This is a genomic window from Ideonella benzenivorans (assembly GCF_020387415.1).
GTDB classification, from domain to species: Bacteria; Pseudomonadota; Gammaproteobacteria; order Burkholderiales; family Burkholderiaceae_C; genus Ideonella; species Ideonella benzenivorans.
This window is the reverse complement of sequence record NZ_JAGWCB010000012.1, coordinates 24,225-44,267: the sequence shown is the minus strand read 5'-3', so window position 1 is coordinate 44,267 and position 20,043 is coordinate 24,225. Positions and strand designations below refer to the sequence as shown.

Genomic DNA, 20,043 nt, shown 5'->3' with positions numbered 1-20,043 from the left:
GCACGGCGCGGGTTGGTTTCACCTGCGACCGCGAGTCATCAACGGAAACCGTTGGGGTGGCGCTGCACAGCTCCTGGAGAGCGGTGGCGTGGCTTGGCGGAATCCACACAACAAAGGAAATCGCCATGTCCGTGGCAGACCTCATCAAGGCCGACATCGTCAAGGCCCACGCGCGCAGCGCCAACGACACCGGTTCGCCTGAAGTGCAAGTGGCCCTGCTGACCGCTCGCATCAACGAGCTGACCCCCCACTTCAAGACCCACGCCAAGGATCACCATGGCCGCCGCGGTCTGCTGAAGATGGTCAACCAGCGCAAGCGCCTGCTGTCCTACCTGAAGGACAAGGACGCTGACCGTTACACCGCTCTGATTCAAAAGCTGGGCCTGCGCAAGTAATTGGCCGGGCACGCATGACCAAGAGCCTGTCTGGATTCACTCCCAGCACAGGCTCTTTGTCTATTCGAGGAGTGCAGCCGGATTCGGGGTACTGTCGTGTCATTCCAGCGGCCGGGCGGGTTCCGTCCGCTGGAATGACATACCGCCCGACTCGGTGACTCCCGGTCCCCCGGCGCCGCCGCAAGTGCGCCGCGTTCACCGGAGACATCCATGAGCATGTTCAACAAAGTCACCAAGACCTTCCAATGGGGTTCGCACCAGGTCACCATGGAGACGGGCGAGATCGCCCGCCAATCCAGCGGTGCCGTGGTCGTCAATATCGATGACACCGTGGTGCTGGCCACCGTGGTCGCCAAGACCGAGCCGAAGCCCGGCCAGGACTTCTTCCCGCTGACGGTCGACTACATCGAGAAGACCTACGCTGCGGGCAAGATCCCGGGCAGCTTCTTCAAGCGCGAAGGCCGCCCCAGTGAGCTGGAGACCCTGACCAGCCGTCTGATCGACCGTCCGATCCGCCCGCTGTTCCCGGAAGGCTTCTTCAACGAAGTGCAGGTCGTCGTGCACGTGCTGAGCCTGAACCCGGAAGTCCAGGCCGACATCGCTGCGATGATCGCCACCTCCGCCGCGCTGGCCGTGTCGGGCATCCCGTTCAACGGTCCGATCGGTGCCGCCCGCGTGGGCTACATCAACGGCGAGTACGTGCTGAACCCGGGCAAGACCCAGCTGGCCGATTCCAAGCTGGATCTGGTCGTGGCGGGCACCGAAGCCGCCGTGCTGATGGTGGAATCCGAGGCCGACCAGCTGTCCGAAGACGTGATGCTGGGTGCCGTGGTGTTTGGCCACGAGCAAGGCAAGGCGGCCATCAACGCCATCCATGAACTGGTGCGCGAAGCCGGCAAGCCCGCCTGGGACTGGCAGCCGCCGGCCAAGGACGAAGCCTTCATCGCCAAGGTGGCCGAGCTGGCCGAGCCGCAACTGCGCGCGGCCTACCAGATCCGTTCCAAGCAGGCCCGCACCCAGGCCTGCCGTGAAGCCTATGCCGCCGTGAAGGGCGCGCTGACCGAGCAAGGCCTGGCCTTTGACGGCGTGGAAGTCGATGGTCTGCTGTTCGAGATCGAGGCCCGCATCGTGCGCGGTCAAATCCTGGCCGGCGAGCCCCGCATCGACGGTCGTGACACCCGCACCGTGCGTCCGATCGAGATCCGCTCCGGCGTGCTGCCGCGCGCCCACGGCTCGGCGCTGTTCACCCGTGGCGAGACCCAGGCCCTGGTGGCCGCCACGCTGGGCACGGACCGCGACGCCCAGGTGATCGACGCGCTGGCCGGCGAGTACAGCGAGTCCTTCATGCTGCACTACAACATGCCGCCGTTCGCCACCGGTGAAACTGGTCGCGTGGGCAGCCCCAAGCGCCGCGAGATCGGCCACGGCCGTCTGGCCAAGCGGGCCCTGGTGGCCTGCCTGCCCAGCAAGGAAGACTTCCCGTACAGCATCCGCGTGGTCTCGGAAATCACCGAGTCCAACGGCTCCTCGTCGATGGCCTCCGTGTGCGGCGGCTGCCTGGCGCTGATGGATGCCGGCGTGCCGATGAAGGCCCACGTGGCTGGCATCGCGATGGGCCTGATCAAGGAAGGCAACCGCTTCGCGGTGCTGACCGACATCCTGGGCGATGAAGATCACCTGGGTGACATGGACTTCAAGGTGGCCGGCACCACGCAGGGCGTGAACGCGCTGCAGATGGACATCAAGATCCAGGGCATCACCAAGGAGATCATGCAGGTGGCGCTGGCCCAGGCCAAGGAAGCCCGCATGCACATCCTGGGCAAGATGGTGGAAGCCATGGGCGGTGCGAAGACCGAGGTCTCGCAGTTCGCCCCGCGTCTGTACACCATGAAGATCAACCCGGAGAAGATCCGTGACGTGATCGGCAAGGGAGGCGCCACCATCCGCGCGCTGACCGAGGAAACCGGCTGCACGATCGACATCGGTGAAGATGGCACCATCACCATCGCCTCGACCGACGCTGACAAGGCCGAGTTCGCCAAGAAGCGCATCACCGAGATCACCGCCGAGGCGGAAGTGGGCAAGGTCTACGAAGGCCCGGTCACCAAGATCCTGGACTTCGGTGCCCTGGTCAACATCCTGCCGGGCAAGGACGGCCTGCTGCACATCAGCCAGATCGCCCACCAGCGCGTGGAGAAGGTGTCCGACTTCCTGCACGAAGGTCAGATCGTCAAGGTCAAGGTGCTGGAAACCGACGAGAAGGGTCGCATCAAGCTGTCGATGAAGGCACTGCAGGAGCGTCCGGAGGGCATGGAAGAAGAGCGCTACGAGCGCGCGCCGCGGGAACGTGGTGAACGCCGGGAGCGGGGCGAACGCAGTGAGCGTCCGCGTCGCGAGCGTGCCGAGCAGGCCGCGCCGGAAGCCGTTGGCAACGGCGAAGGTGCCGACCAGCAACAGCAGCAACAGCAGCAGTAAGCCCATCCGATGCGCGCGATCGAGATCAGCCGTTTCGGACCGCCGGAGGTCTTGGTCGAGGCCGTGCGCCCCGACCCGGTCCCCGGGGCGGGTGAGGTGCTGGTGCGGGTCCGCGCCTCGGGGGTGAACCGTCCGGACGTCATCCAGCGCAAGGGGCACTACGCCCCCCCTCCCGGTGCTTCCGACCTGCCCGGTCTGGAAGTGGCGGGGGAGATCGTTGCTGGAGACGTCACGGCGTTGGCTGCGGCGGGTCTTCGGTTGGGCGATGCCGTTTGCGGCCTCGTGGCCGGCGGGGGGTATGCCGAGCTGTGTGTGGTGCCGTTGGCCCAGTGTCTGCCGGTTCCGCGCGGGCTGAGCCTGGTCGAAGCGGCCAGCCTGCCCGAGACCTTCTTCACCGTCTGGTCGAACGTGTTCGACCGGGGGCAGCTGAAGGCTGGCGAGTTCCTGCTGGTGCAGGGGGGATCCAGCGGCATCGGCGTCACGGCGATCCAGCTGGGCAAGGCCTTTGGCGCGACCGTGCTGGTGACAGCCGGCAGCGATGAGAAGTGCGCCGCCTGCATCGCGCTGGGGGCCGACCATGCCATCAATTACCGGGTCAGCGACTTTGCCGAGGAGGTCAAACGCCTCACCGGCGGGCATGGCGCGGATGTGATCCTGGACATGGTGGCCGGTGATTACGTGGCCCGCGAGGTGTCCTGCCTGGCGGACGATGGTCGCATCGTGATCATCGCGATCCAGGGGGGGGTGAAGAGCGAGTTCCACGCCGGACAGGTGCTGTTGCGGCGTCTGACCATCACCGGCTCGACGCTGCGTCCGCGTCCGGTGGCCTTCAAGGCGGCCATTGCCGCGGCGCTGCGCGAGCAGGTGTGGCCGCTGATCGAGGCTGGGCGCATCCGTCCGGTGATCGCGCAGGTCTTCCCGGCCGCGGAGGCGGTGCAGGCTCACGTGCTGATGGAGTCCAACCAGCATGTCGGCAAGATCGTGCTGGACTGGACGGCCTGACGCGGGCCCATCCCACAAAACAAGAGAGACAAGAGAGGTTCCATGCGACGCAAGCTCGTGGTTGGCAACTGGAAGATGCATGGCAGTCGCAAGGCGAATGCCGAACTGCTGGCTGGCATCGTCGGTGCGCGTCCCTTTGGATGCGATGTGGCGGTGTGCGTGCCCTTCCCGTACCTGTCCGAGACCGCCGTGACCCTGGCCGGCACCGATGTGCGCTGGGGTGCCCAGGACTGTTCCGTGCATGAGCAAGGGGCCTACACCGGAGAGGTGTCAGTGGGCATGCTCGCCGAGTTCGGCTGCCGTTATGTGATCGTCGGCCATTCGGAGCGGCGGGCCTACCATGGCGAGACCGATCAGGTCGTGGCCGAGAAGGCCAAGGCCGCGCTGGCGCGTGGTATCACGCCCATCGTGTGCGTGGGGGAGACCCTGGCCCAGCGCGATGCTGGCGAGACCGAGGCCGTGGTCAAGCGTCAGCTGTCGGTGGTGATCCAGAAACTGGCCCACTGCGTGGGCGAGATGGTCGTGGCCTACGAGCCGGTCTGGGCCATCGGTACCGGGCGCACGGCTTCGCCTGAGCAGGCCCAGGCAGTGCATGCCGTGCTGCGGGCTCAGCTCAAGGCGGCCACGCCGCGGGCTGACGCCATGAAGCTGCTGTACGGTGGCAGCGTCAAGCCGGACAACGCGATCAGTCTGTTCGCACAAACAGACATCGACGGCGGTCTGATCGGTGGCGCCGCACTGAAGGCCGAAGACTTCGTGGCGATCTGCCGGGCTGCTGGCTGACTGGCTGGCGGGCAGACGTCACTTTTCTCACATCATTGGAGTACGACTCATGCATATCTGGATGAACCTGCTGATGGTCCTGCAGATGCTGGCCGCCATCATCATGATCGGGCTGGTGCTGATGCAGCATGGCAAGGGGGCCGACATGGGGGCCTCGTTTGGCAGCGGTGCCTCGGGCAGTCTGTTTGGCGCCACCGGCAGCGCGAGCTTCCTGTCGCGCAGCACGGCGGTCTGCGCCACGGTGTTCTTCCTGTCGACCCTGGGCCTGGCCTTCATGTCCAACAGCGTCTCGCGCGCGCAGCCGGCGGACACGGGCAGCGTCCTGGAGAAGGCCGCCCCGGCCGTGCCGCAGATTCCGACGGCGGTGCAAACGCCTGCTTCGGCTGTCTCCAATTAACAAACTCTCTGAATGACTTGCTCGAGAGCTGAGATAAGTCATTTTTCACGTTAGAATCAGTGGCTGTTCGGTGAGCAAGTCCTCAAGCCAACCGGACCGTCATTGGACGACAGACAACTTGATGCCGACGTGGTGAAATTGGTAGACACGCTATCTTGAGGGGGTAGTGGCGAAAGCTGTGCGAGTTCGAGTCTCGCCGTCGGCACCAAATTCGATGACAGGATCCTCATCCGGAGTCCTGTCGGGCGCCCTGAGACCATCGGGGACAGGCTGGGCGCGCAGCGTCCGGGGTGTCACCCCGGGGGTGGCGCGCCTTTTTCACGTCCGGATGGGACATTGACGACTGCTGGAACACTCCGACCATGGACCTGCAACCTTATCTCCCCGTCATCCTCTTCATCCTGGTCGGTACCCTGGTGGGGATTGCTCCCCAGATCCTGGGCTTCCTGCTGGGGCCGAACCGCCCGGACGCGGAAAAGAACTCTCCCTATGAGTGTGGCTTCGAGGCATTCGAAGACGCACGCATGAAGTTCGACGTCCGTTACTACCTCGTCGCCATTCTCTTCATCCTGTTCGACCTGGAAATCGCCTTTCTGTTCCCATGGGCAGTGGCGCTCAAAGACATCGGCGCGTCAGGTTTCTGGGCGATGATGGTGTTTCTGTCGATCCTGGTGGTCGGCTTTGCCTACGAATGGAAGAAGGGCGCTCTCGACTGGGAATGATCCCGGGCCGGGTGTTCGAGGTGGTGTCCGACGCAGGGCACCACGGTCACAGCGAGAAGCACACTACACATGGGTAATGAAGGCATTCTGAAGGAAGGCTTCGTCACGACCTCGGTCGACAAGCTGGTGAACTGGTCGAAGACCGGGTCGTTGTGGCCCATGACCTTTGGCTTGGCCTGCTGCGCGGTCGAGATGATGCATGCGGGGGCTGCCCGCTATGACATCGACCGTTTCGGCATGCTGTTCCGCCCCAGTCCGCGTCAGTCCGATCTGATGATCGTCGCCGGCACGCTGTGCAACAAGATGGCGCCGGCCCTGCGCAAGGTCTACGACCAGATGGCTGAACCGCGCTGGGTGCTCTCGATGGGCTCCTGTGCCAACGGTGGCGGCTATTACCACTACAGCTATTCGGTGGTTCGCGGCTGCGACCGCATCGTGCCGGTCGATGTCTACGTGCCCGGGTGCCCTCCCACGGCCGAGGCACTGCTCTACGGCATCCTGCAGTTGCAGGCCAAGATCCGGCGCGAAAACACCATTGCCCGCTGACCGCGGACGCTTTTCAGATGACGCAGAAACTCGACAACCTGCAAGCAGCGCTCACCAGCGTGCTGGGTGATCGCATCCAGCGCCTCCAGCGCGAACGCGGCGAAATCACGATCACGGTCAAGGCAGCGGACTACTTCGAAGTGGCCAAGGCGCTGCACGACGACCCGAAGCTCCAGTTCGAGCAACTGATCGATCTGTGTGGCATGGACATGTCGGCCTATCGCAATGCGCCGTGGGAAGGCCCTCGGTTCGTGGCGGTGTCTCACCTGTTGTCCGTGGCGCTCAACTGGCGGCTGCGCGTGAAGGTGTTTGCGCCGGATGACGACCTGCCGATCGTGGCCTCCGTGACCGAGATCTGGAACTCGGCGAACTGGTTCGAGCGCGAGGCCTTCGATCTCTACGGCATCATCTTTGAAGGTCACCAAGACCTGCGCCGCATCCTGACGGATTACGGCTTCATCGGCCATCCGATGCGCAAGGACTTCCCGGTCTCGGGCCATGTCGAGATGCGCTACGACGCCGAAACCCGCCGTGTGGTGTACCAGCCGGTCACCATCGAACCCCGCGAGATCACCCCCCGCGTGGTCCGCGAGGACAACTACGGCGGCCTGCACTGAGCCCGGGATTCCGTCATGGCAGACATCAAGAATTACACCCTGAACTTCGGTCCGCAGCACCCGGCTGCGCACGGCGTGCTGCGCCTGGTGCTGGAACTCGACGGCGAAGTCATCCAGCGTGCCGATCCGCACATCGGTCTGTTGCACCGGGCCACCGAAAAGCTGGCCGAGCAGAAGACCTTCATCCAGTCGCTGCCCTACATGGACCGGCTGGACTACGTGTCTATGATGTGCAACGAGCATGCCTACTGCCTGGCCGCCGAGCGGCTGCTGGGCATTGAGGTGCCGCTGCGGGCCCAGTACATCCGCGTCATGTTCGCGGAGATCACCCGGCTGCTGAACCACCTGCTGTGGATCGGTGCGCACGGCATTGACTGCGGCGCGATGAACATCCTGATCTACGCGTTCCGTGAACGCGAAGACCTGTTCGACCTGTACGAAGCGGTGTCCGGTGCCCGCATGCACGCGGCCTACTTCCGTCCGGGCGGTGTCTACCGCGACCTGCCGGACAGCATGCCGCAGTACCAGGCCAGCAAGATTCGCAACGAACGTGCAATCAAGAAGCTCAACGAAAACCGTCAGGGGTCGATGCTCGACTTCATCGACGACTTCTGTGCGCGCTTCCCGAAGAACGTCGACGACTACGAGACCCTGCTGACCGACAACCGGATCTGGAAGCAGCGCACGGTGGGCATTGGCGTGGTGTCGCCCGAGCGTGCGCTCAACCTCGGCTTCTCGGGCCCGATGCTGCGTGGGTCCGGCGTGGCCTGGGATCTGCGCAAGACCCAGCCCTACGACGTCTACGCCAACATGGACTTTGACGTCCCCGTGGGCAAGAACGGTGACACCTACGATCGCTACTTGGTGCGCGTGGCGGAGATGCGCCAGTCCAACCGCATCATCCAGCAGTGCTCGGCCTGGCTGCGGGCCAACCCGGGCCCGGTGATCACCGACAACCACAAGGTGGCGCCGCCCACGCGGGTCGAGATGAAGTCCAGCATGGAAGAGCTGATCCACCACTTCAAGCTCTTCACCGAAGGTTTCCACGTGCCCGAGGGCGAGACCTATGCCGCCGTCGAGCATCCCAAGGGTGAGTTCGGGATCTACATGGTCAGCGACGGCGCCAACAAGCCGTACCGCCTGAAGATCCGGGCCCCTGGCTTTGCCCACTTGGCTGCGCTCGACGAGATGGCGCGCGGCCACATGATTGCCGATGCCGTTGCGGTGATCGGCACCATGGACATCGTGTTTGGCGAGATCGATCGATGACACTTTCTGACGCCACCAAGGCACGCTTCGCGAAGGAAGTGGCCAAGTACCCCGCGGACCAGGCGCAATCGGCCGTGATGGCCTGCCTGTCCATCGTGCAGCAGGAGCAAGGCTGGGTGTCGCCGGACGCCGAAGCCGCCATTGGCGACTACCTGGGCATGCCGGCCATCGCGGTGCACGAGGTCACCACGTTCTACAACATGTACAACCAGCAGCCGGGCGGCAGGTACAAGCTGAACGTCTGCACCAACCTGCCGTGCCAGCTGCGCAATGGCCAGCAAGCGCTGGAGCACCTGTGCGAGAAGCTGGGTGTGGAGGACGGTGGCACGACGGCCGACGGTCTTTTCACCGTGGCCAAGTGCGAGTGCCTGGGCGCTTGCGCCGACGCGCCGGTGATGCTGGTGAATGACCGCCAGATGCTGAGCTACATGAGCAACCAGAAGCTCGACGAGATGATCGAATTGATCCGCACCGAAGCAGGAAAGGCGGCCTGACGATGGCACTCGATCTTTCCCGTTTCCAGGCGAGCGGTCTGGAGACCTGTTTCCATGACCGCCACATCACGCCGCAGATCTACGCCAGCCTGGATGGTTCCAACTGGCGCTTGAAGGACTACGTCGAGCGTGGTGGCTATCAGGCCCTGCGCAAGATCCTGGGCAAGGACGGCGGTGAAGGCCTGAGCCAGGATCAGGTCATTGCAGAGGTGAAAGCCTCCGGCCTGCGTGGTCGTGGTGGCGCCGGCTTCCCCACCGGTCTGAAGTGGAGCTTCATGCCGCGGGCGTTCCCGGGGCAGAAGTACCTGGTCTGCAACTCCGACGAGGGCGAGCCGGGCACCTGCAAGGACCGAGAGATCCTGCGGCACAACCCGCACATCGTGATCGAAGGCATGGCGATCGCGGCCTACGCGATGGGCATCACCCAGGGCTACAACTACATCCACGGCGAAATCTTCGAGGTGTATGAACGCTTCGAGGCGGCTCTGGAAGAGGCCCGCGCGGCCGGTCTGCTGGGGGACAACATCCTGGGCAGCGGCTTCAGCTTCAATCTGCATGCCCACCACGGTTTTGGCGCCTACATCTGTGGCGAGGAAACCGCGCTGCTGGAGTCGCTGGAAGGCAAGAAGGGGCAACCCCGCTTCAAGCCGCCGTTCCCGGCCAGCTTCGGCCTGTACGGCAAGCCCACCACCATCAACAACACCGAGACCTTCGCGGCGGTGCCCTGGATCATCCGCAACGGTGGGCAGGCCTACCTGGCGTGCGGCAAGCCCAACAACGGCGGCACCAAGATCTTTTCGATGGTCGGTGACGTGGAGCGCCCGGGCAACTACGAGATCCCAATGGGCACGCCGTTCTCCAAGCTGCTGGAACTGGCGGGCGGCGTGAAGGGCGGCAAGAAGCTCAAGGCCGTGATCCCGGGCGGTTCTTCCGCACCGGTGCTGCCGGCCTCCATCATGATGGACTGCACGATGGACTATGACGCCATCAGCAAGGCCGGCTCGATGCTGGGGTCGGGCGCGGTGATCGTGATGGACGAGACCCGCTGCATGGTCAAGAGCCTGCTGCGCCTGTCCTATTTCTACGCCCACGAGTCCTGCGGGCAGTGCACGCCCTGCCGCGAAGGCACCGGCTGGCTGTGGCGCGTGGTGGATCGCATCGAGCACGGCCAGGGCCGTCCTGAAGACCTGGCGCTGTTGGACAGCGTGGCCGGCAACATCATGGGGCGCACGATCTGTGCGCTGGGTGACGCGGCGGCCATGCCGGTGCGCGGCATGCTGAAGCATTTCCGTGACGAGTTCGCGTACCACGTCGAACACAAGACCTGCATGGTCCCGGCCTACGTCTGAGCGGGGCATACACGATATGTTGGAAATCGAACTCGACGGCAAGAAGGTCTCGGTGCCCGAAGGCAGCATGGTGATGCATGCGGCCGATGCGGCAGGGACCTACATCCCGCACTTCTGCTACCACAAGAAGCTGTCCATCGCGGCCAACTGCCGCATGTGCCTGGTGGATGTGGAGAAGGCGCCCAAGCCGATGCCGGCCTGCGCCACGCCCGTGACCCAGGGCATGGTGGTGCGCACCAAGAGCGAGAAGGCCGTGGCCGCCCAGAAGGCGGTGATGGAATTCCTGCTCATCAATCATCCGCTGGACTGCCCGATCTGCGACCAGGGCGGCGAATGCCAGCTGCAGGATCTGGCCGTGGGCTACGGCGGTGGCGCCTCGCGCTACGCCGAAGAGAAGCGCGTGGTCTTCCACAAGAACGTGGGCCCGCTGATCTCCATGGAGGAGATGAGTCGCTGCATCCACTGCACCCGTTGCGTGCGCTTTGGCCAGGAAGTGGCCGGCGTGATGGAGCTGGGCATGCAGAACCGCGGCGAACACTCCGAGATCACGACCTTCGTCGGTCAGACGGTGGACTCGGAACTCTCCGGCAACATGATCGACCTGTGCCCGGTGGGCGCGTTGACCAGCAAGCCGTTCCGCTACAGCGCCCGCACCTGGGAACTGTCGCGCCGCAAGAGCGTCAGCCCGCACGATTCGACCGGCGCCAACCTGATTGTTCAGGTCAAGAACCACGAAGTGATGCGCGTCGTTCCGTTCGAGAACGAAGACGTCAACGAATGCTGGCTGGCCGACCGGGACCGTTTCAGCTACGAGGCCCTGAACAGCGAGCAGCGTCTGACCGCGCCGATGATCAAGCAGGGCGGGCAGTGGGTGACGGTGGACTGGAACACCGCCCTGGGCTATGTCGCCGATGGCCTGAAGCGGGTCAAGGCCGAGTTCGGCGCGGCGGGCATCGGTGCCCTGGGTTCGGCCCACAGCACGGTGGAGGAACTGCATCTGCTGGCCAAGCTGGTGCGTGGCCTGGGCAGTGACAATGTGGACCACCGCCTGCGCCATGCCGACTTCACGGCCGGGCAGGGGGCCCGCTGGCTGGGGACGTCGATTGCTTCGCTGTCTTCGCTGGACCGGGTCTTCGTGGTGGGTTCATTCCTGCGCAAGGACCACCCGCTGTTCGCTCAGCGCATCCGCCAAGCGGTGCGTCATGGCGCCCAGCTGTTCAGCCTGAACGCCACGCACGACGATTGGGCCATGCCGCTGAAGGGCACGCTGACCGCGGCGCCGTCGGCCTGGGCCCAGGCACTGGCCGACGTGGCCGGCTACGTGGCTTCGGCCAAGGGTCTGGCCGCTCCCGCGACCGCCCTGGTGTCTGCCGAGGCGGAAGCTGTGGCGCAGTCCCTGCTGTCGGGCAGCCAGAAGGCCATCCTGCTGGGCAACGCCGCAGCGCAACATCCGCAGGCCTCCATGTTGCTGGCCCTGGCCAACTGGATCGGCGAGCAGACGGGCGCGACGGTGGGCTATCTCACCGAGGCGGCCAACACGGTGGGCGCCCAACTGGTGGGGGCCCAGCCGCGCGATGGTGGCCTGAACGCCGGCCAGATGCTGGCCCAGCCGATGAAGGCGCTGCTGCTGCTGAACACCGAACCGGTGCTGGACGCGGCGGATGGTGCTGCGGCCCAAGCCGCGCTCGAAGGTGCCGGGCTGGTGGTGGCGTTGACGTCCTTCAAGGACGCAGCGGTGCCCAACGCCGACGTGATGCTGCCGATCGCGCCATTCACCGAAACCGGTGGCGCCTTCGTGAATGCCGAAGGTCGGGTGCAGAGCTTCCATGGCGTGGTGCAGGCCAAGGGCGAGACCCGTCCCGCCTGGAAGGTGCTGCGCGTGCTGGGCAACCTGCTAGGTCTGCCTGGATTCGAGCAGGAAACGGTCGAGGAGGTTCGCGCCGAAGCGTTGGGTGATGTGGCCTCGCTGGCCACGCGCCTGAGCAACGCGGTGCAGGCCTCGCTCACGCCGGTGGCCGGGCAGGCTGGCCTGCAGCGTCTGGCCGATGTGCCCATCTACAGTGCGGACAGCCTGGTGCGCCGAGCGCCTTCGCTGCAGCACACCCGTGACGCCGCTGCGCCCGTGGCCAGTCTGCCGTCGGCGCTCTGGCAACAGCTGGGCCTGGCCGAGGGGGCCAAGGTCCGTGTCAGCCAGGGCGCTCAGGCCGTGGTGCTGCCGGCCCGTGAAGACCGCCACCTGGCGGCAGATACGGTGCGTGTGCCGGCCGGGCATCCCGATACCGTCGCACTGGGCGCGATGTTCGGCACGATCGCCGTCGAGGCGGCCTGAGGCCGAGGGCAGGAACTCTCATGATCGACAACTTCTACCAAGCCGGGCTGGCCTTGATGGGCGGCCTGTGGTGGCCCGTCGTGTGGTCGCTGATCAAGATCATCGTGGTGGTCGCACCGCTGATGGGCTGCGTGGCCTACCTGACCCTGTGGGAACGCAAGGCCATTGGGTGGTCGCAGATCCGCCCGGGTCCGAACCGCGTGGGGCCCTATGGCCTGCTGACCCCCATCGCCGACGCGGTCAAGCTGATCTTCAAGGAGATCATCCGTCCGAGCGCGGCCAGCAAGGGCTTGTTCTTTCTGGGCCCGATCATGACCATCATGCCGGCCCTGGCGGCGTGGGCCGTGGTCCCCTTCGGCCCCGATGTGGCGCTGGCCAACATCAACGCCGGCGTGCTGTTCCTGATGGCCATCACCTCCCTGGAGGTGTATGGCGTGATCATCGCAGGTTGGGCCTCCAATTCGAAGTACGCCTTCCTGGGGGCGCTGCGGGCCTCGGCCCAGATGATCAGTTATGAGATCGCGATGGGCTTTGCCCTGGTGATCGTGCTGATGGTGACGGGTAGCCTGAACCTGAGCGACGTGGTCATGCAGCAGGGGCGCGGCCACATGGCCAATGCGGGTCTGGGCCTGCTGTCCTGGAACTGGTTGCCGCTGCTGCCGGTGTTCCTGGTGTACTTCATCTCCGGTCTGGCTGAAACCAACCGCCACCCCTTCGACGTGGTGGAAGGCGAGTCGGAAATCGTGGCCGGGCACATGATCGAGTATTCGGGCATGTCGTTTGCCATGTTCTTCCTGGCGGAATACGCCAACATGATCCTGGTGTCGATGCTGACCGTGCTGCTCTTCCTGGGCGGCTGGCTGAGCCCCTTTGCCTTCCTGGATTTCATCCCGGGCTGGATCTGGCTGGCGATCAAGGTCTTCGTGGTCGTCACGATGTTCCTGTGGGTGCGTGCTTCGTTCCCGCGCTACCGCTATGACCAGATCATGCGGCTGGGCTGGAAGATCTTCATTCCGGTCACGCTGGTGTGGCTGGTCGTGGTGGGACTGTGGATCCAGTCGCCCTTCAACATCTGGCAGTAAGGCGCGAGAAAGAGCTTCCCATGTCTTCAATCGCATCTCTCAAGACGTTCTTCTCCAGCTTCCTGCTGCTGGAGTTGTGGAAAGGGCTGGCCTTGACGGGGCGCCACTTCCTGTCGCCCACCATCACAGTCCAGTTTCCCGAGGAAAAGACGCCGCTGTCGCCGCGCTTCCGCGGTCTGCATGCCCTGCGCCGCTATGAGAACGGCGAAGAGCGCTGCATCGCCTGCAAGCTGTGCGAGGCGGTGTGCCCGGCGATGGCCATCACCATCGAGTCCGACGTGCGCGACGACGGTTCGCGCCGCACCACACGCTACGACATTGATCTGACCAAGTGCATCTTCTGCGGCTTCTGCGAGGAAAGCTGCCCGGTCGATTCGATCGTCGAGACGCACATCTTCGAGTACCACGGTGAAAAGCGTGGCGATCTGTACTTCACCAAGGACATGCTGCTGGCCGTGGGTGACCGCTACGAGAAGCAGATCGCTGCCAACAAGGAGGCCGACGCCAAGTACCGCTGAGGGCAGGGGCGTCGCCGCCTCTTGATCCAGCGCACCTGACAGGCGCACACAACATGAATCCCACCTCCGTTCTGTTCTACCTCTTCTCGGCCGTGCTGCTGTTTGCGGGTTTCCGTGTCATCACGGCCCGCAACACCGTCCACGCCGTCCTGTACCTGGTGCTGGCCTTCTTCAACGCGTCCTGCATCTGGATGCTGTTGCAGGCTGAGTTCCTGGCCATCACGCTGTCGCTGGTCTACGTCGGCGCGGTGATGGTGCTGTTCCTCTTCGTGGTGATGATGCTTGACATCAACACCGACAGCCTGCGCGAGGGCTTCTGGAACCATTTCCCGCTGGCCGCCCTGGTCGGGGTGCTGATCGCCATCGAGATGGCCATCGTGATGAAGGCAGGCTTCAACCTGCCGGTGGCCAAGGCCTTTGATCCGGCCGTTCTCAAGCTGGGCAACACGCGCGCCTTGGGCGTGGAGATCTACACCCAGTACCTGTATCCGTTGCAGGTCGCTGCGGTGTTGCTGCTGGTCGGCATGATCTCCGCGATCGCGCTGACGATGCGGCACCGCAAGGACAGCCGCTATCAGAACCCGGCCGAGCAGGTGCGGGTCAAGGCGGCCGACCGGGTCCGTCTGGTGAAGATGGCGCCGACGGTGGAACAGCCGTCCGCGCCCAAGGAAGCTGAAGGAGGCCAGGCATGAGCCACGGCATCACGCTCTACCATTTCCTGACCCTTGGCGGCTTCCTGTTCGCACTCTCGGTGGTCGGGATCTTCATGAACCGGCGCAACCTGATCGTGCTGCTGATGTCGATCGAACTGATGCTGCTGGCGGTGAACATGAACTTCGTGGCCTTCTCCCACTACCTGGGGGACATGGCCGGGCAGGTGTTCGTGTTCTTCATCCTGACCGTGGCGGCGGCTGAATCGGCCATCGGCTTGGCCATTCTGGTCGTGGTGTTCCGCAACCGATCGACGATTGCCGTGGACGAGCTCGACTCGCTCAAGGGCTGACGCACGGAGCCCTGAAGAACATGTCTGCACAACTCTCCCAGAATCTGCTTCTGACCGTGCCCCTGGCGCCGCTGGTCGGCTCCCTGGTGGCCGGCCTGTTCGGCAAGACCATCGGGCGCCGTGGCGCGCATTGGGTCACCATCCTTGGCGTGCTGATCGCCTTCCTCTGCTCGGCCTCGGTCTTCAAGTCCGTGGTGGTGGACGGGGCGCATTACAACGCCACCGTCTACGAGTGGATGACGGTCGGCAGCCTGAAGATGGAAGTCGGCTTCCTGATCGACGGACTGACCGCAATGATGATGTGCGTGGTGACCTTCGTGTCGCTGATGGTGCACATCTACACCGTCGGCTACATGGAAGAGGACCCCGGCTACCAGCGCTTCTTCTCGTACATCTCTCTGTTCACCTTCTCGATGCTCATGCTGGTCATGAGCAACAACTTCCTGCAGCTGTTCTTCGGCTGGGAAGCGGTGGGTCTGGTGTCCTACCTGCTGATTGGTTTCTGGTACAAGAAGCCGACTGCCATCTTCGCCAACCTGAAGGCCTTCCTGGTCAACCGGGTGGGTGACTTCGGCTTCATCCTGGGGATCGGTCTGCTGCTGGCGTACAGCGGCTCGCTGAACTACACCGAGGTGTTCGCCAAATCGAACGAACTGGCGAAGCTGACCTTCCCGGGTCAGGACTGGGGGCTGCTGACCGTGGCCTGCATCTGCCTGTTCATCGGCGCGATGGGCAAGTCGGCTCAGTTCCCGCTGCACATCTGGCTGCCGGATTCGATGGAAGGTCCGACCCCGATCTCGGCGCTGATCCACGCAGCCACGATGGTGACCGCCGGCATCTTCATGGTGACGCGCATGTCGCCGCTGTTCGAACTCTCGGATGCCGCGCTGAACTTCATCCTGGTGATCGGTTCCATCACGGCCCTGTTCATGGGCTTCCTGGGCATCATCCAGACCGACATCAAGCGGGTGGTGGCCTATTCGACGCTGTCGCAGTTGGGCTACATGACCGTGGCGCTGGGTGTGTCGGCCTACAACGTGGCCGTGTTCCACCTGATGACGCACGCCTTCTTCAAGGCCCTGCTGTTCCTTGGCGCGGGTTCGGTCATCATCGGCATGCACCATGACCAGGACATGCGCAACATGGGTGGTCTGCGCAAGTACATGCCGATCACCTGGATCACCTCGCTGATCGGTTCGCTGGCCCTGATCGGCACGCCGTTCTTCTCGGGCTTCTACTCGAAGGACTCGATCATTGAGGCGGTGGCCACCAGCCATCTGCCGGCCGCTGGCTTCGCGCAGTTCGCGGTGGTGGCGGGGGTCTTCGTGACGGCCTTCTATTCCTTCCGGATGTACTTCCTGGTCTTCCACGGCAAGGAGCATTTCCACCACAAGCCCTTCCCAGGTGAGCATGACCACGACGACCATGGTCATGCCCACACGCCGCACGAATCCCCCTGGGTGGTGACCCTGCCGCTGGTGCTGCTGGCCATCCCCTCGGTCATCATCGGCTACTTGGCCATCGAACCCTTGCTGTACGGCAGCGTGCTGAAGGACGCGGTGTTCATCAACACCGAGGCCCACCCAGCGATGGAAGAGCTGGCGCACGAGTTCCAGGGGCCGCTGGCCATGGGCCTGCATGCCTTCACCTCGGTGCCGTTCCTGCTGGCCCTGGCGGGTGTGGTGGCGGCCTACGTGTTCTACATGGTGGCCCCCTCGATCCCGGCCACGCTGGCCCGGGTTTTCTCGCCCATCGTCCGTGTGCTGGAGAACAAGTACTACATGGACTGGATCAACGAGAACATCGTGGCGGCCGGTGCCCGCCTGATCGGGCGTGGTCTTTGGAAGATCGGCGATGTCGGCCTGATCGATGGCCTGATCGTCAATGGTTCGGCCCGGGCGGTCGGTTGGTTCGCGGGTGTGCTGCGGACTGTCCAGACGGGCTATCTGTCCTGGTACGCACTGGTGATGGTGCTGGGTGTGTTTGGTCTGATGACTTGGCAACTGTGGCCTCATCTGACGATCCTGCTGGGTCGTTGACAGAGGGCGGAGAACAAGAATGGGTCTTTTGAGCGTTGCCATCTGGCTGCCGATCTTCTTCGGCATCATCCTGCTGGCCTTGGGAAGTAACGAGAACCCCGGAGCGGCCCGCTGGACCGCCCTGGTGGGGGCCATCCTCAGCTTCCTCGTCACGCTGCCGCTGATCACCGGGTTCGATGCCGGGACGGCCGCAATGCAGTTCGTCGAAAACCTGAGCTGGATCGCGCGCTTCAACATCCGGTATCACCTGGGTGTGGACGGCATCTCGGTCTGGTTCGTGTTGCTGACGGCCTTCATCACCGTGATCGTCGTGATCGCCGGCTGGGAGGTCATCAAGGAGCGTGCCCACCAGTATCTGGGCGCCTTCCTGATCCTCTCGGGTCTGATGATCGGTGTCTTCACCGCACTGGACGGCTTGCTGTTCTACGTGTTCTTCGAAGCCACGCTGATCCCGATGTACATCGTCATCGGCATCTGGGGTGGGCCGCGCCGCGTCTACGCCGCGTTCAAGTTCTTCCTCTACACGCTGCTGGGCTCGCTGCTGATGCTGGTCGCGCTGACCTACCTGTACATCAAGTCGGGCGGCAGCTTCGAGATCCTGGACTGGCAGAAGCTGCCGCTGCCGATGGATGCGCAGTCGCTGCTGTTCTTCGCCTTCTTCGCCGCCTTCGCCGTGAAGGTGCCGATGTGGCCGGTGCACACCTGGCTGCCGGATGCCCACGTGGAGGCGCCGACCGGCGGTTCGGTGGTGCTGGCCGCCATCATGCTGAAGCTGGGCGCTTACGGTTTCCTGCGCTTCTCGCTGCCCATCGCACCGGACGCCGCGCACCATTACGCTTGGTTCATCATCGCCTTGTCGCTGATCGCCGTGATCTACATCGGTCTGGTGGCGCTGGTGCAGCAGGACATGAAGAAGCTGGTGGCCTACTCGTCCATCGCGCACATGGGCTTTGTGACCCTGGGCTTTTTCATCTTCAATGAGCTGGGCATGGAAGGCGGCATCGTGCAGATGATCTCGCACGGTTTCGTCTCGGGGGCGATGTTCCTCTCCATCGGGGTGTTGTACGACCGTGTGCATTCCCGTGAGATTTCTGCCTACGGCGGTGTGGTCAACACGATGCCGAAGTTCGCCTCGTTCGCGCTGCTGTTCGCGATGGCCAATTGCGGCCTGCCGGGGACCGCTGGTTTCATCGGCGAGTGGATGGTGATCCTGGGCGCCGTGGGCTACAACTTCTGGATCGGCCTGCTGGCCGCCACCGCCCTGGTGCTGGGTGCGGCTTACAGCCTCTGGATGTACAAGCGGGTCTACTTCGGCGACGTGGCGAATGACCATGTGCGCGAACTGAAGGACATCAACGCCCGCGAATTCCTGATGCTGGCGATGCTGGCGGCGGCCGTGCTGGCCATGGGCCTGTATCCCAAGCCGTTCACGGATGTGATGCATGTTTCCGTGACCGAGCTGCTCAAGCACGTGGCCGTGTCCAAGCTCAACTGACACAGCCGGGATGCACACCATGACTCAAATGAACTGGCTCGTCGTCTATCCTGAAATCCTGCTGCTGGTCGCTGCCTGTGTGGTGGCGCTGGTGGATCTGTACGTGACCCATCCGGCACGCAGCCTGACGTTCTGGCTGACGCAGCTGTCGCTGGGCGCCGTGGCCGTGATGCACGTGGCCGCGCTGCAGGCGGGGCTTGGCGCGGAGGGGGCCAAGGCTTCCGTCTACGCGATGCAGGGGCTGGTGGTCTCGGACCCCATGGGCCACCTGCTGGCGCTCAGCGCGGCGCTGGCCATGATGCTGACCATCGCCTACGCACGGCCCTACATCGGCAGCCGCGAGATGCTGAAGGGGGAGTTCTTCACCTTGGCGATGTTCGTGGTGCTGGGCATCTCGGTGATGGTGTCGGCCAACAACTTCCTGGTCATCTACGTCGGCCTGGAGTTGATGAGTCTCTCGCTGTATGCCCTGATCGCACTGCGCCGTGACCACTCGGTCGCGACCGAAGCCGCGATGAAGTACTTCGTGCTGGGCGCGCTGGCCAGCGGTTTTCTGCTGTACGGCATGTCGATGCTCTACGGTGCGACCGGCTCGCTGGACATCCCGGAGGTGTTCGACGCCATCGCGACCGGGCAGGTCAACGCGACGGTGCTGAGCTTCGGTGTGGTGTTCATCGTCGCTGGCCTGGCCTTCAAGCTGGGTCTGGTGCCGTTCCACATGTGGGTGCCCGACGTCTACCAAGGCTCGCCGACCGCCATCACGCTGATGATTGGCGGGGCGCCCAAGTTCGCCGCCTTTGCCGTGACCATCCGCCTGCTGGTGGAAGGGCTCAGCGGCATTGCGCACGACTGGCAGCAGATGCTGATCCTGCTGGCGGTGCTGTCGCTGGTGGTGGGCAACATTGCGGCGATCGCCCAGACCAACCTCAAGCGCATGCTGGGCTACTCGGCCATTGCGCAACTGGGCTTCATGCTGCTGGGCCTGACCCCGACCGTGGTTGCGGGCTCGACCCAGCTGGCGGCCAACGGCTACAGCTCGGCGCTGTTCTACCTCGTCACCTATGTGCTGACGACGCTGGGCGGTTTCGGCCTGATCATGTACTTGAGCCGCCAAGGCTTCGAGAGCGAGGAAATCGCCGACCTGGCCGGCCTGGCCAAGCGCAGCCCCTGGCTGGCGGGGGTGATGACGGTCTTCATGTTCTCGCTGGCCGGCGTGCCGCCGATGGTGGGCTTCTATGCCAAGTTCGCCATCCTGCAGGCGCTGGTGAGCACGGGGCAGAGCCTCTACATGTGGCTGGCCATCGTGGCCGTGCTGCTGTCGCTGATCGGCGCCTTCTACTATCTGCGGGTCGTGAAGGTCATGTACTTCGACGAGGCACGTGAAAGCAAGGCCTTCGGTGGCCTGAGCTTCCCCGGCGTGGGCGCGCTGCTGGCCGTCAATGGCCTGGCAGCGCTGCTGCTGGGCATCCTGCCGGAAGGCCTGATGGCCCTGTGCCGCGACGTCATCGTCGCGGCCCTGGCCGGCTGA

Annotated in this window: 19 protein-coding genes and 1 tRNA gene; all 20 read left to right on the top strand. The window is 64.2% G+C overall.

Annotation, left to right across the window (positions count from 1 at the left end):
* Positions 1-125 precede the first annotated feature (125 nt).
* The 20 genes from rpsO to nuoN all read left to right on the top strand — a co-directional run bounded on the left by rpsO (position 126) and on the right by nuoN (position 20,043).
* Positions 126-395, top strand: a complete 270-nt coding sequence (gene rpsO / locus KGA65_RS12890; RefSeq protein WP_225863536.1) for a 30S ribosomal protein S15 — start codon at positions 126-128, stop codon at positions 393-395.
* Positions 396-605: 210 nt separating this feature from the next.
* On the top strand, positions 606-2,870 hold the full coding sequence (pnp, locus tag KGA65_RS12885) for a polyribonucleotide nucleotidyltransferase (RefSeq protein ID WP_225863535.1): 2,265 nt from the start codon (positions 606-608) through the stop codon (positions 2,868-2,870).
* Positions 2,871-2,879: 9 nt separating this feature from the next.
* Entirely contained in the window at positions 2,880-3,872 is a 993-nt protein-coding gene (locus KGA65_RS12880) for an NAD(P)H-quinone oxidoreductase (RefSeq protein WP_225863534.1), read from the top strand.
* Between the two features lie 42 nt (positions 3,873-3,914).
* Complete coding sequence (gene tpiA, locus KGA65_RS12875; RefSeq protein ID WP_225863533.1) at positions 3,915-4,655, top strand: triose-phosphate isomerase; 741 nt, start codon at positions 3,915-3,917, stop codon at positions 4,653-4,655.
* 49 nt (positions 4,656-4,704) lie between these two features.
* Positions 4,705-5,052 carry a preprotein translocase subunit SecG gene (secG, locus tag KGA65_RS12870; RefSeq protein WP_225863532.1) on the top strand — a complete coding sequence of 116 codons (348 nt, stop codon included), beginning with the start codon at positions 4,705-4,707 and terminating at the stop codon, positions 5,050-5,052.
* 123 nt (positions 5,053-5,175) lie between these two features.
* A tRNA-Leu gene (locus KGA65_RS12865) sits at positions 5,176-5,260 on the top strand.
* Between the two features lie 154 nt (positions 5,261-5,414).
* Positions 5,415-5,774 carry an NADH-quinone oxidoreductase subunit A gene (locus tag KGA65_RS12860; protein WP_225863531.1) on the top strand — a complete coding sequence of 120 codons (360 nt, stop codon included), beginning with the start codon at positions 5,415-5,417 and terminating at the stop codon, positions 5,772-5,774.
* A gap of 69 nt (positions 5,775-5,843) precedes the next feature.
* Positions 5,844-6,320, top strand: coding sequence for a NuoB/complex I 20 kDa subunit family protein (locus KGA65_RS12855; protein ID WP_022981287.1), 477 nt, complete (start codon positions 5,844-5,846; stop codon positions 6,318-6,320).
* A gap of 17 nt (positions 6,321-6,337) precedes the next feature.
* Positions 6,338-6,937, top strand: coding sequence for an NADH-quinone oxidoreductase subunit C (locus tag KGA65_RS12850; protein ID WP_225863530.1), 600 nt, complete (start codon positions 6,338-6,340; stop codon positions 6,935-6,937).
* Between the two features lie 15 nt (positions 6,938-6,952).
* Entirely contained in the window at positions 6,953-8,206 is a 1,254-nt protein-coding gene (locus KGA65_RS12845; RefSeq protein ID WP_225863529.1) for an NADH-quinone oxidoreductase subunit D, read from the top strand.
* Positions 8,203-8,700: an NADH-quinone oxidoreductase subunit NuoE family protein gene (locus KGA65_RS12840; RefSeq protein WP_225863528.1), complete on the top strand. Its 498-nt coding sequence runs from the start codon at positions 8,203-8,205 to the stop codon at positions 8,698-8,700. Before KGA65_RS12845 ends, KGA65_RS12840 begins: the two co-directional genes overlap by 4 nt.
* Positions 8,701-8,702: 2 nt before the next feature.
* Complete coding sequence (gene nuoF / locus KGA65_RS12835) at positions 8,703-10,049, top strand: NADH-quinone oxidoreductase subunit NuoF (protein WP_225863527.1); 1,347 nt, start codon at positions 8,703-8,705, stop codon at positions 10,047-10,049.
* 16 nt (positions 10,050-10,065) lie between these two features.
* Positions 10,066-12,378: an NADH-quinone oxidoreductase subunit NuoG gene (gene nuoG, locus KGA65_RS12830; protein WP_225863526.1), complete on the top strand. Its 2,313-nt coding sequence runs from the start codon at positions 10,066-10,068 to the stop codon at positions 12,376-12,378.
* 20 nt (positions 12,379-12,398) lie between these two features.
* The gene (gene nuoH / locus KGA65_RS12825) at positions 12,399-13,460 is read left to right on the top strand and encodes an NADH-quinone oxidoreductase subunit NuoH (RefSeq protein WP_225863525.1); all 1,062 of its coding nucleotides are present in this window, start codon (positions 12,399-12,401) and stop codon (positions 13,458-13,460) included.
* 20 nt (positions 13,461-13,480) lie between these two features.
* The gene (nuoI, locus tag KGA65_RS12820; protein WP_225863524.1) at positions 13,481-13,978 is read left to right on the top strand and encodes an NADH-quinone oxidoreductase subunit NuoI; all 498 of its coding nucleotides are present in this window, start codon (positions 13,481-13,483) and stop codon (positions 13,976-13,978) included.
* A 53-nt stretch (positions 13,979-14,031) separates the two neighbouring features.
* The gene (locus KGA65_RS12815; RefSeq protein WP_225863523.1) at positions 14,032-14,670 is read left to right on the top strand and encodes an NADH-quinone oxidoreductase subunit J; all 639 of its coding nucleotides are present in this window, start codon (positions 14,032-14,034) and stop codon (positions 14,668-14,670) included.
* Complete coding sequence (gene nuoK, locus KGA65_RS12810; protein WP_225863522.1) at positions 14,667-14,981, top strand: NADH-quinone oxidoreductase subunit NuoK; 315 nt, start codon at positions 14,667-14,669, stop codon at positions 14,979-14,981. Before KGA65_RS12815 ends, nuoK begins: the two co-directional genes overlap by 4 nt.
* A gap of 20 nt (positions 14,982-15,001) precedes the next feature.
* Positions 15,002-17,020: an NADH-quinone oxidoreductase subunit L gene (gene nuoL, locus KGA65_RS12805; RefSeq protein ID WP_225863521.1), complete on the top strand. Its 2,019-nt coding sequence runs from the start codon at positions 15,002-15,004 to the stop codon at positions 17,018-17,020.
* Positions 17,021-17,039: 19 nt separating this feature from the next.
* Positions 17,040-18,515 carry an NADH-quinone oxidoreductase subunit M gene (locus tag KGA65_RS12800; RefSeq protein ID WP_225863520.1) on the top strand — a complete coding sequence of 492 codons (1,476 nt, stop codon included), beginning with the start codon at positions 17,040-17,042 and terminating at the stop codon, positions 18,513-18,515.
* Positions 18,516-18,534: 19 nt separating this feature from the next.
* Complete coding sequence (gene nuoN, locus KGA65_RS12795; RefSeq protein WP_225863519.1) at positions 18,535-20,043, top strand: NADH-quinone oxidoreductase subunit NuoN; 1,509 nt, start codon at positions 18,535-18,537, stop codon at positions 20,041-20,043.

What these genes read in the sequence shown, in the direction of transcription:
- KGA65_RS12840 (WP_225863528.1), top strand. Translation starts at nt 8,203, where the DNA reads ATGACACTTTCTGACGCCACCAAGGCACGCTTCGCGAAGGAAGTGGCC.
- nuoF (WP_225863527.1), top strand. Translation starts at nt 8,703, where the DNA reads ATGGCACTCGATCTTTCCCGTTTCCAGGCGAGCGGTCTGGAGACCTGT.
- nuoN (WP_225863519.1), top strand. Translation starts at nt 18,535, where the DNA reads ATGACTCAAATGAACTGGCTCGTCGTCTATCCTGAAATCCTGCTGCTG.
- nuoI (WP_225863524.1), top strand. Translation starts at nt 13,481, where the DNA reads ATGTCTTCAATCGCATCTCTCAAGACGTTCTTCTCCAGCTTCCTGCTG.
- nuoG (WP_225863526.1), top strand. Translation starts at nt 10,066, where the DNA reads ATGTTGGAAATCGAACTCGACGGCAAGAAGGTCTCGGTGCCCGAAGGC.
- KGA65_RS12880 (WP_225863534.1), top strand. Translation starts at nt 2,880, where the DNA reads ATGCGCGCGATCGAGATCAGCCGTTTCGGACCGCCGGAGGTCTTGGTC.
- KGA65_RS12850 (WP_225863530.1), top strand. Translation starts at nt 6,338, where the DNA reads ATGACGCAGAAACTCGACAACCTGCAAGCAGCGCTCACCAGCGTGCTG.
- tpiA (WP_225863533.1), top strand. Translation starts at nt 3,915, where the DNA reads ATGCGACGCAAGCTCGTGGTTGGCAACTGGAAGATGCATGGCAGTCGC.
- KGA65_RS12860 (WP_225863531.1), top strand. Translation starts at nt 5,415, where the DNA reads ATGGACCTGCAACCTTATCTCCCCGTCATCCTCTTCATCCTGGTCGGT.
- KGA65_RS12815 (WP_225863523.1), top strand. Translation starts at nt 14,032, where the DNA reads ATGAATCCCACCTCCGTTCTGTTCTACCTCTTCTCGGCCGTGCTGCTG.
- KGA65_RS12855 (WP_022981287.1), top strand. Translation starts at nt 5,844, where the DNA reads ATGGGTAATGAAGGCATTCTGAAGGAAGGCTTCGTCACGACCTCGGTC.
- nuoK (WP_225863522.1), top strand. Translation starts at nt 14,667, where the DNA reads ATGAGCCACGGCATCACGCTCTACCATTTCCTGACCCTTGGCGGCTTC.
- KGA65_RS12800 (WP_225863520.1), top strand. Translation starts at nt 17,040, where the DNA reads ATGGGTCTTTTGAGCGTTGCCATCTGGCTGCCGATCTTCTTCGGCATC.
- nuoH (WP_225863525.1), top strand. Translation starts at nt 12,399, where the DNA reads ATGATCGACAACTTCTACCAAGCCGGGCTGGCCTTGATGGGCGGCCTG.
- rpsO (WP_225863536.1), top strand. Translation starts at nt 126, where the DNA reads ATGTCCGTGGCAGACCTCATCAAGGCCGACATCGTCAAGGCCCACGCG.
- nuoL (WP_225863521.1), top strand. Translation starts at nt 15,002, where the DNA reads ATGTCTGCACAACTCTCCCAGAATCTGCTTCTGACCGTGCCCCTGGCG.
- KGA65_RS12845 (WP_225863529.1), top strand. Translation starts at nt 6,953, where the DNA reads ATGGCAGACATCAAGAATTACACCCTGAACTTCGGTCCGCAGCACCCG.
- pnp (WP_225863535.1), top strand. Translation starts at nt 606, where the DNA reads ATGAGCATGTTCAACAAAGTCACCAAGACCTTCCAATGGGGTTCGCAC.
- secG (WP_225863532.1), top strand. Translation starts at nt 4,705, where the DNA reads ATGCATATCTGGATGAACCTGCTGATGGTCCTGCAGATGCTGGCCGCC.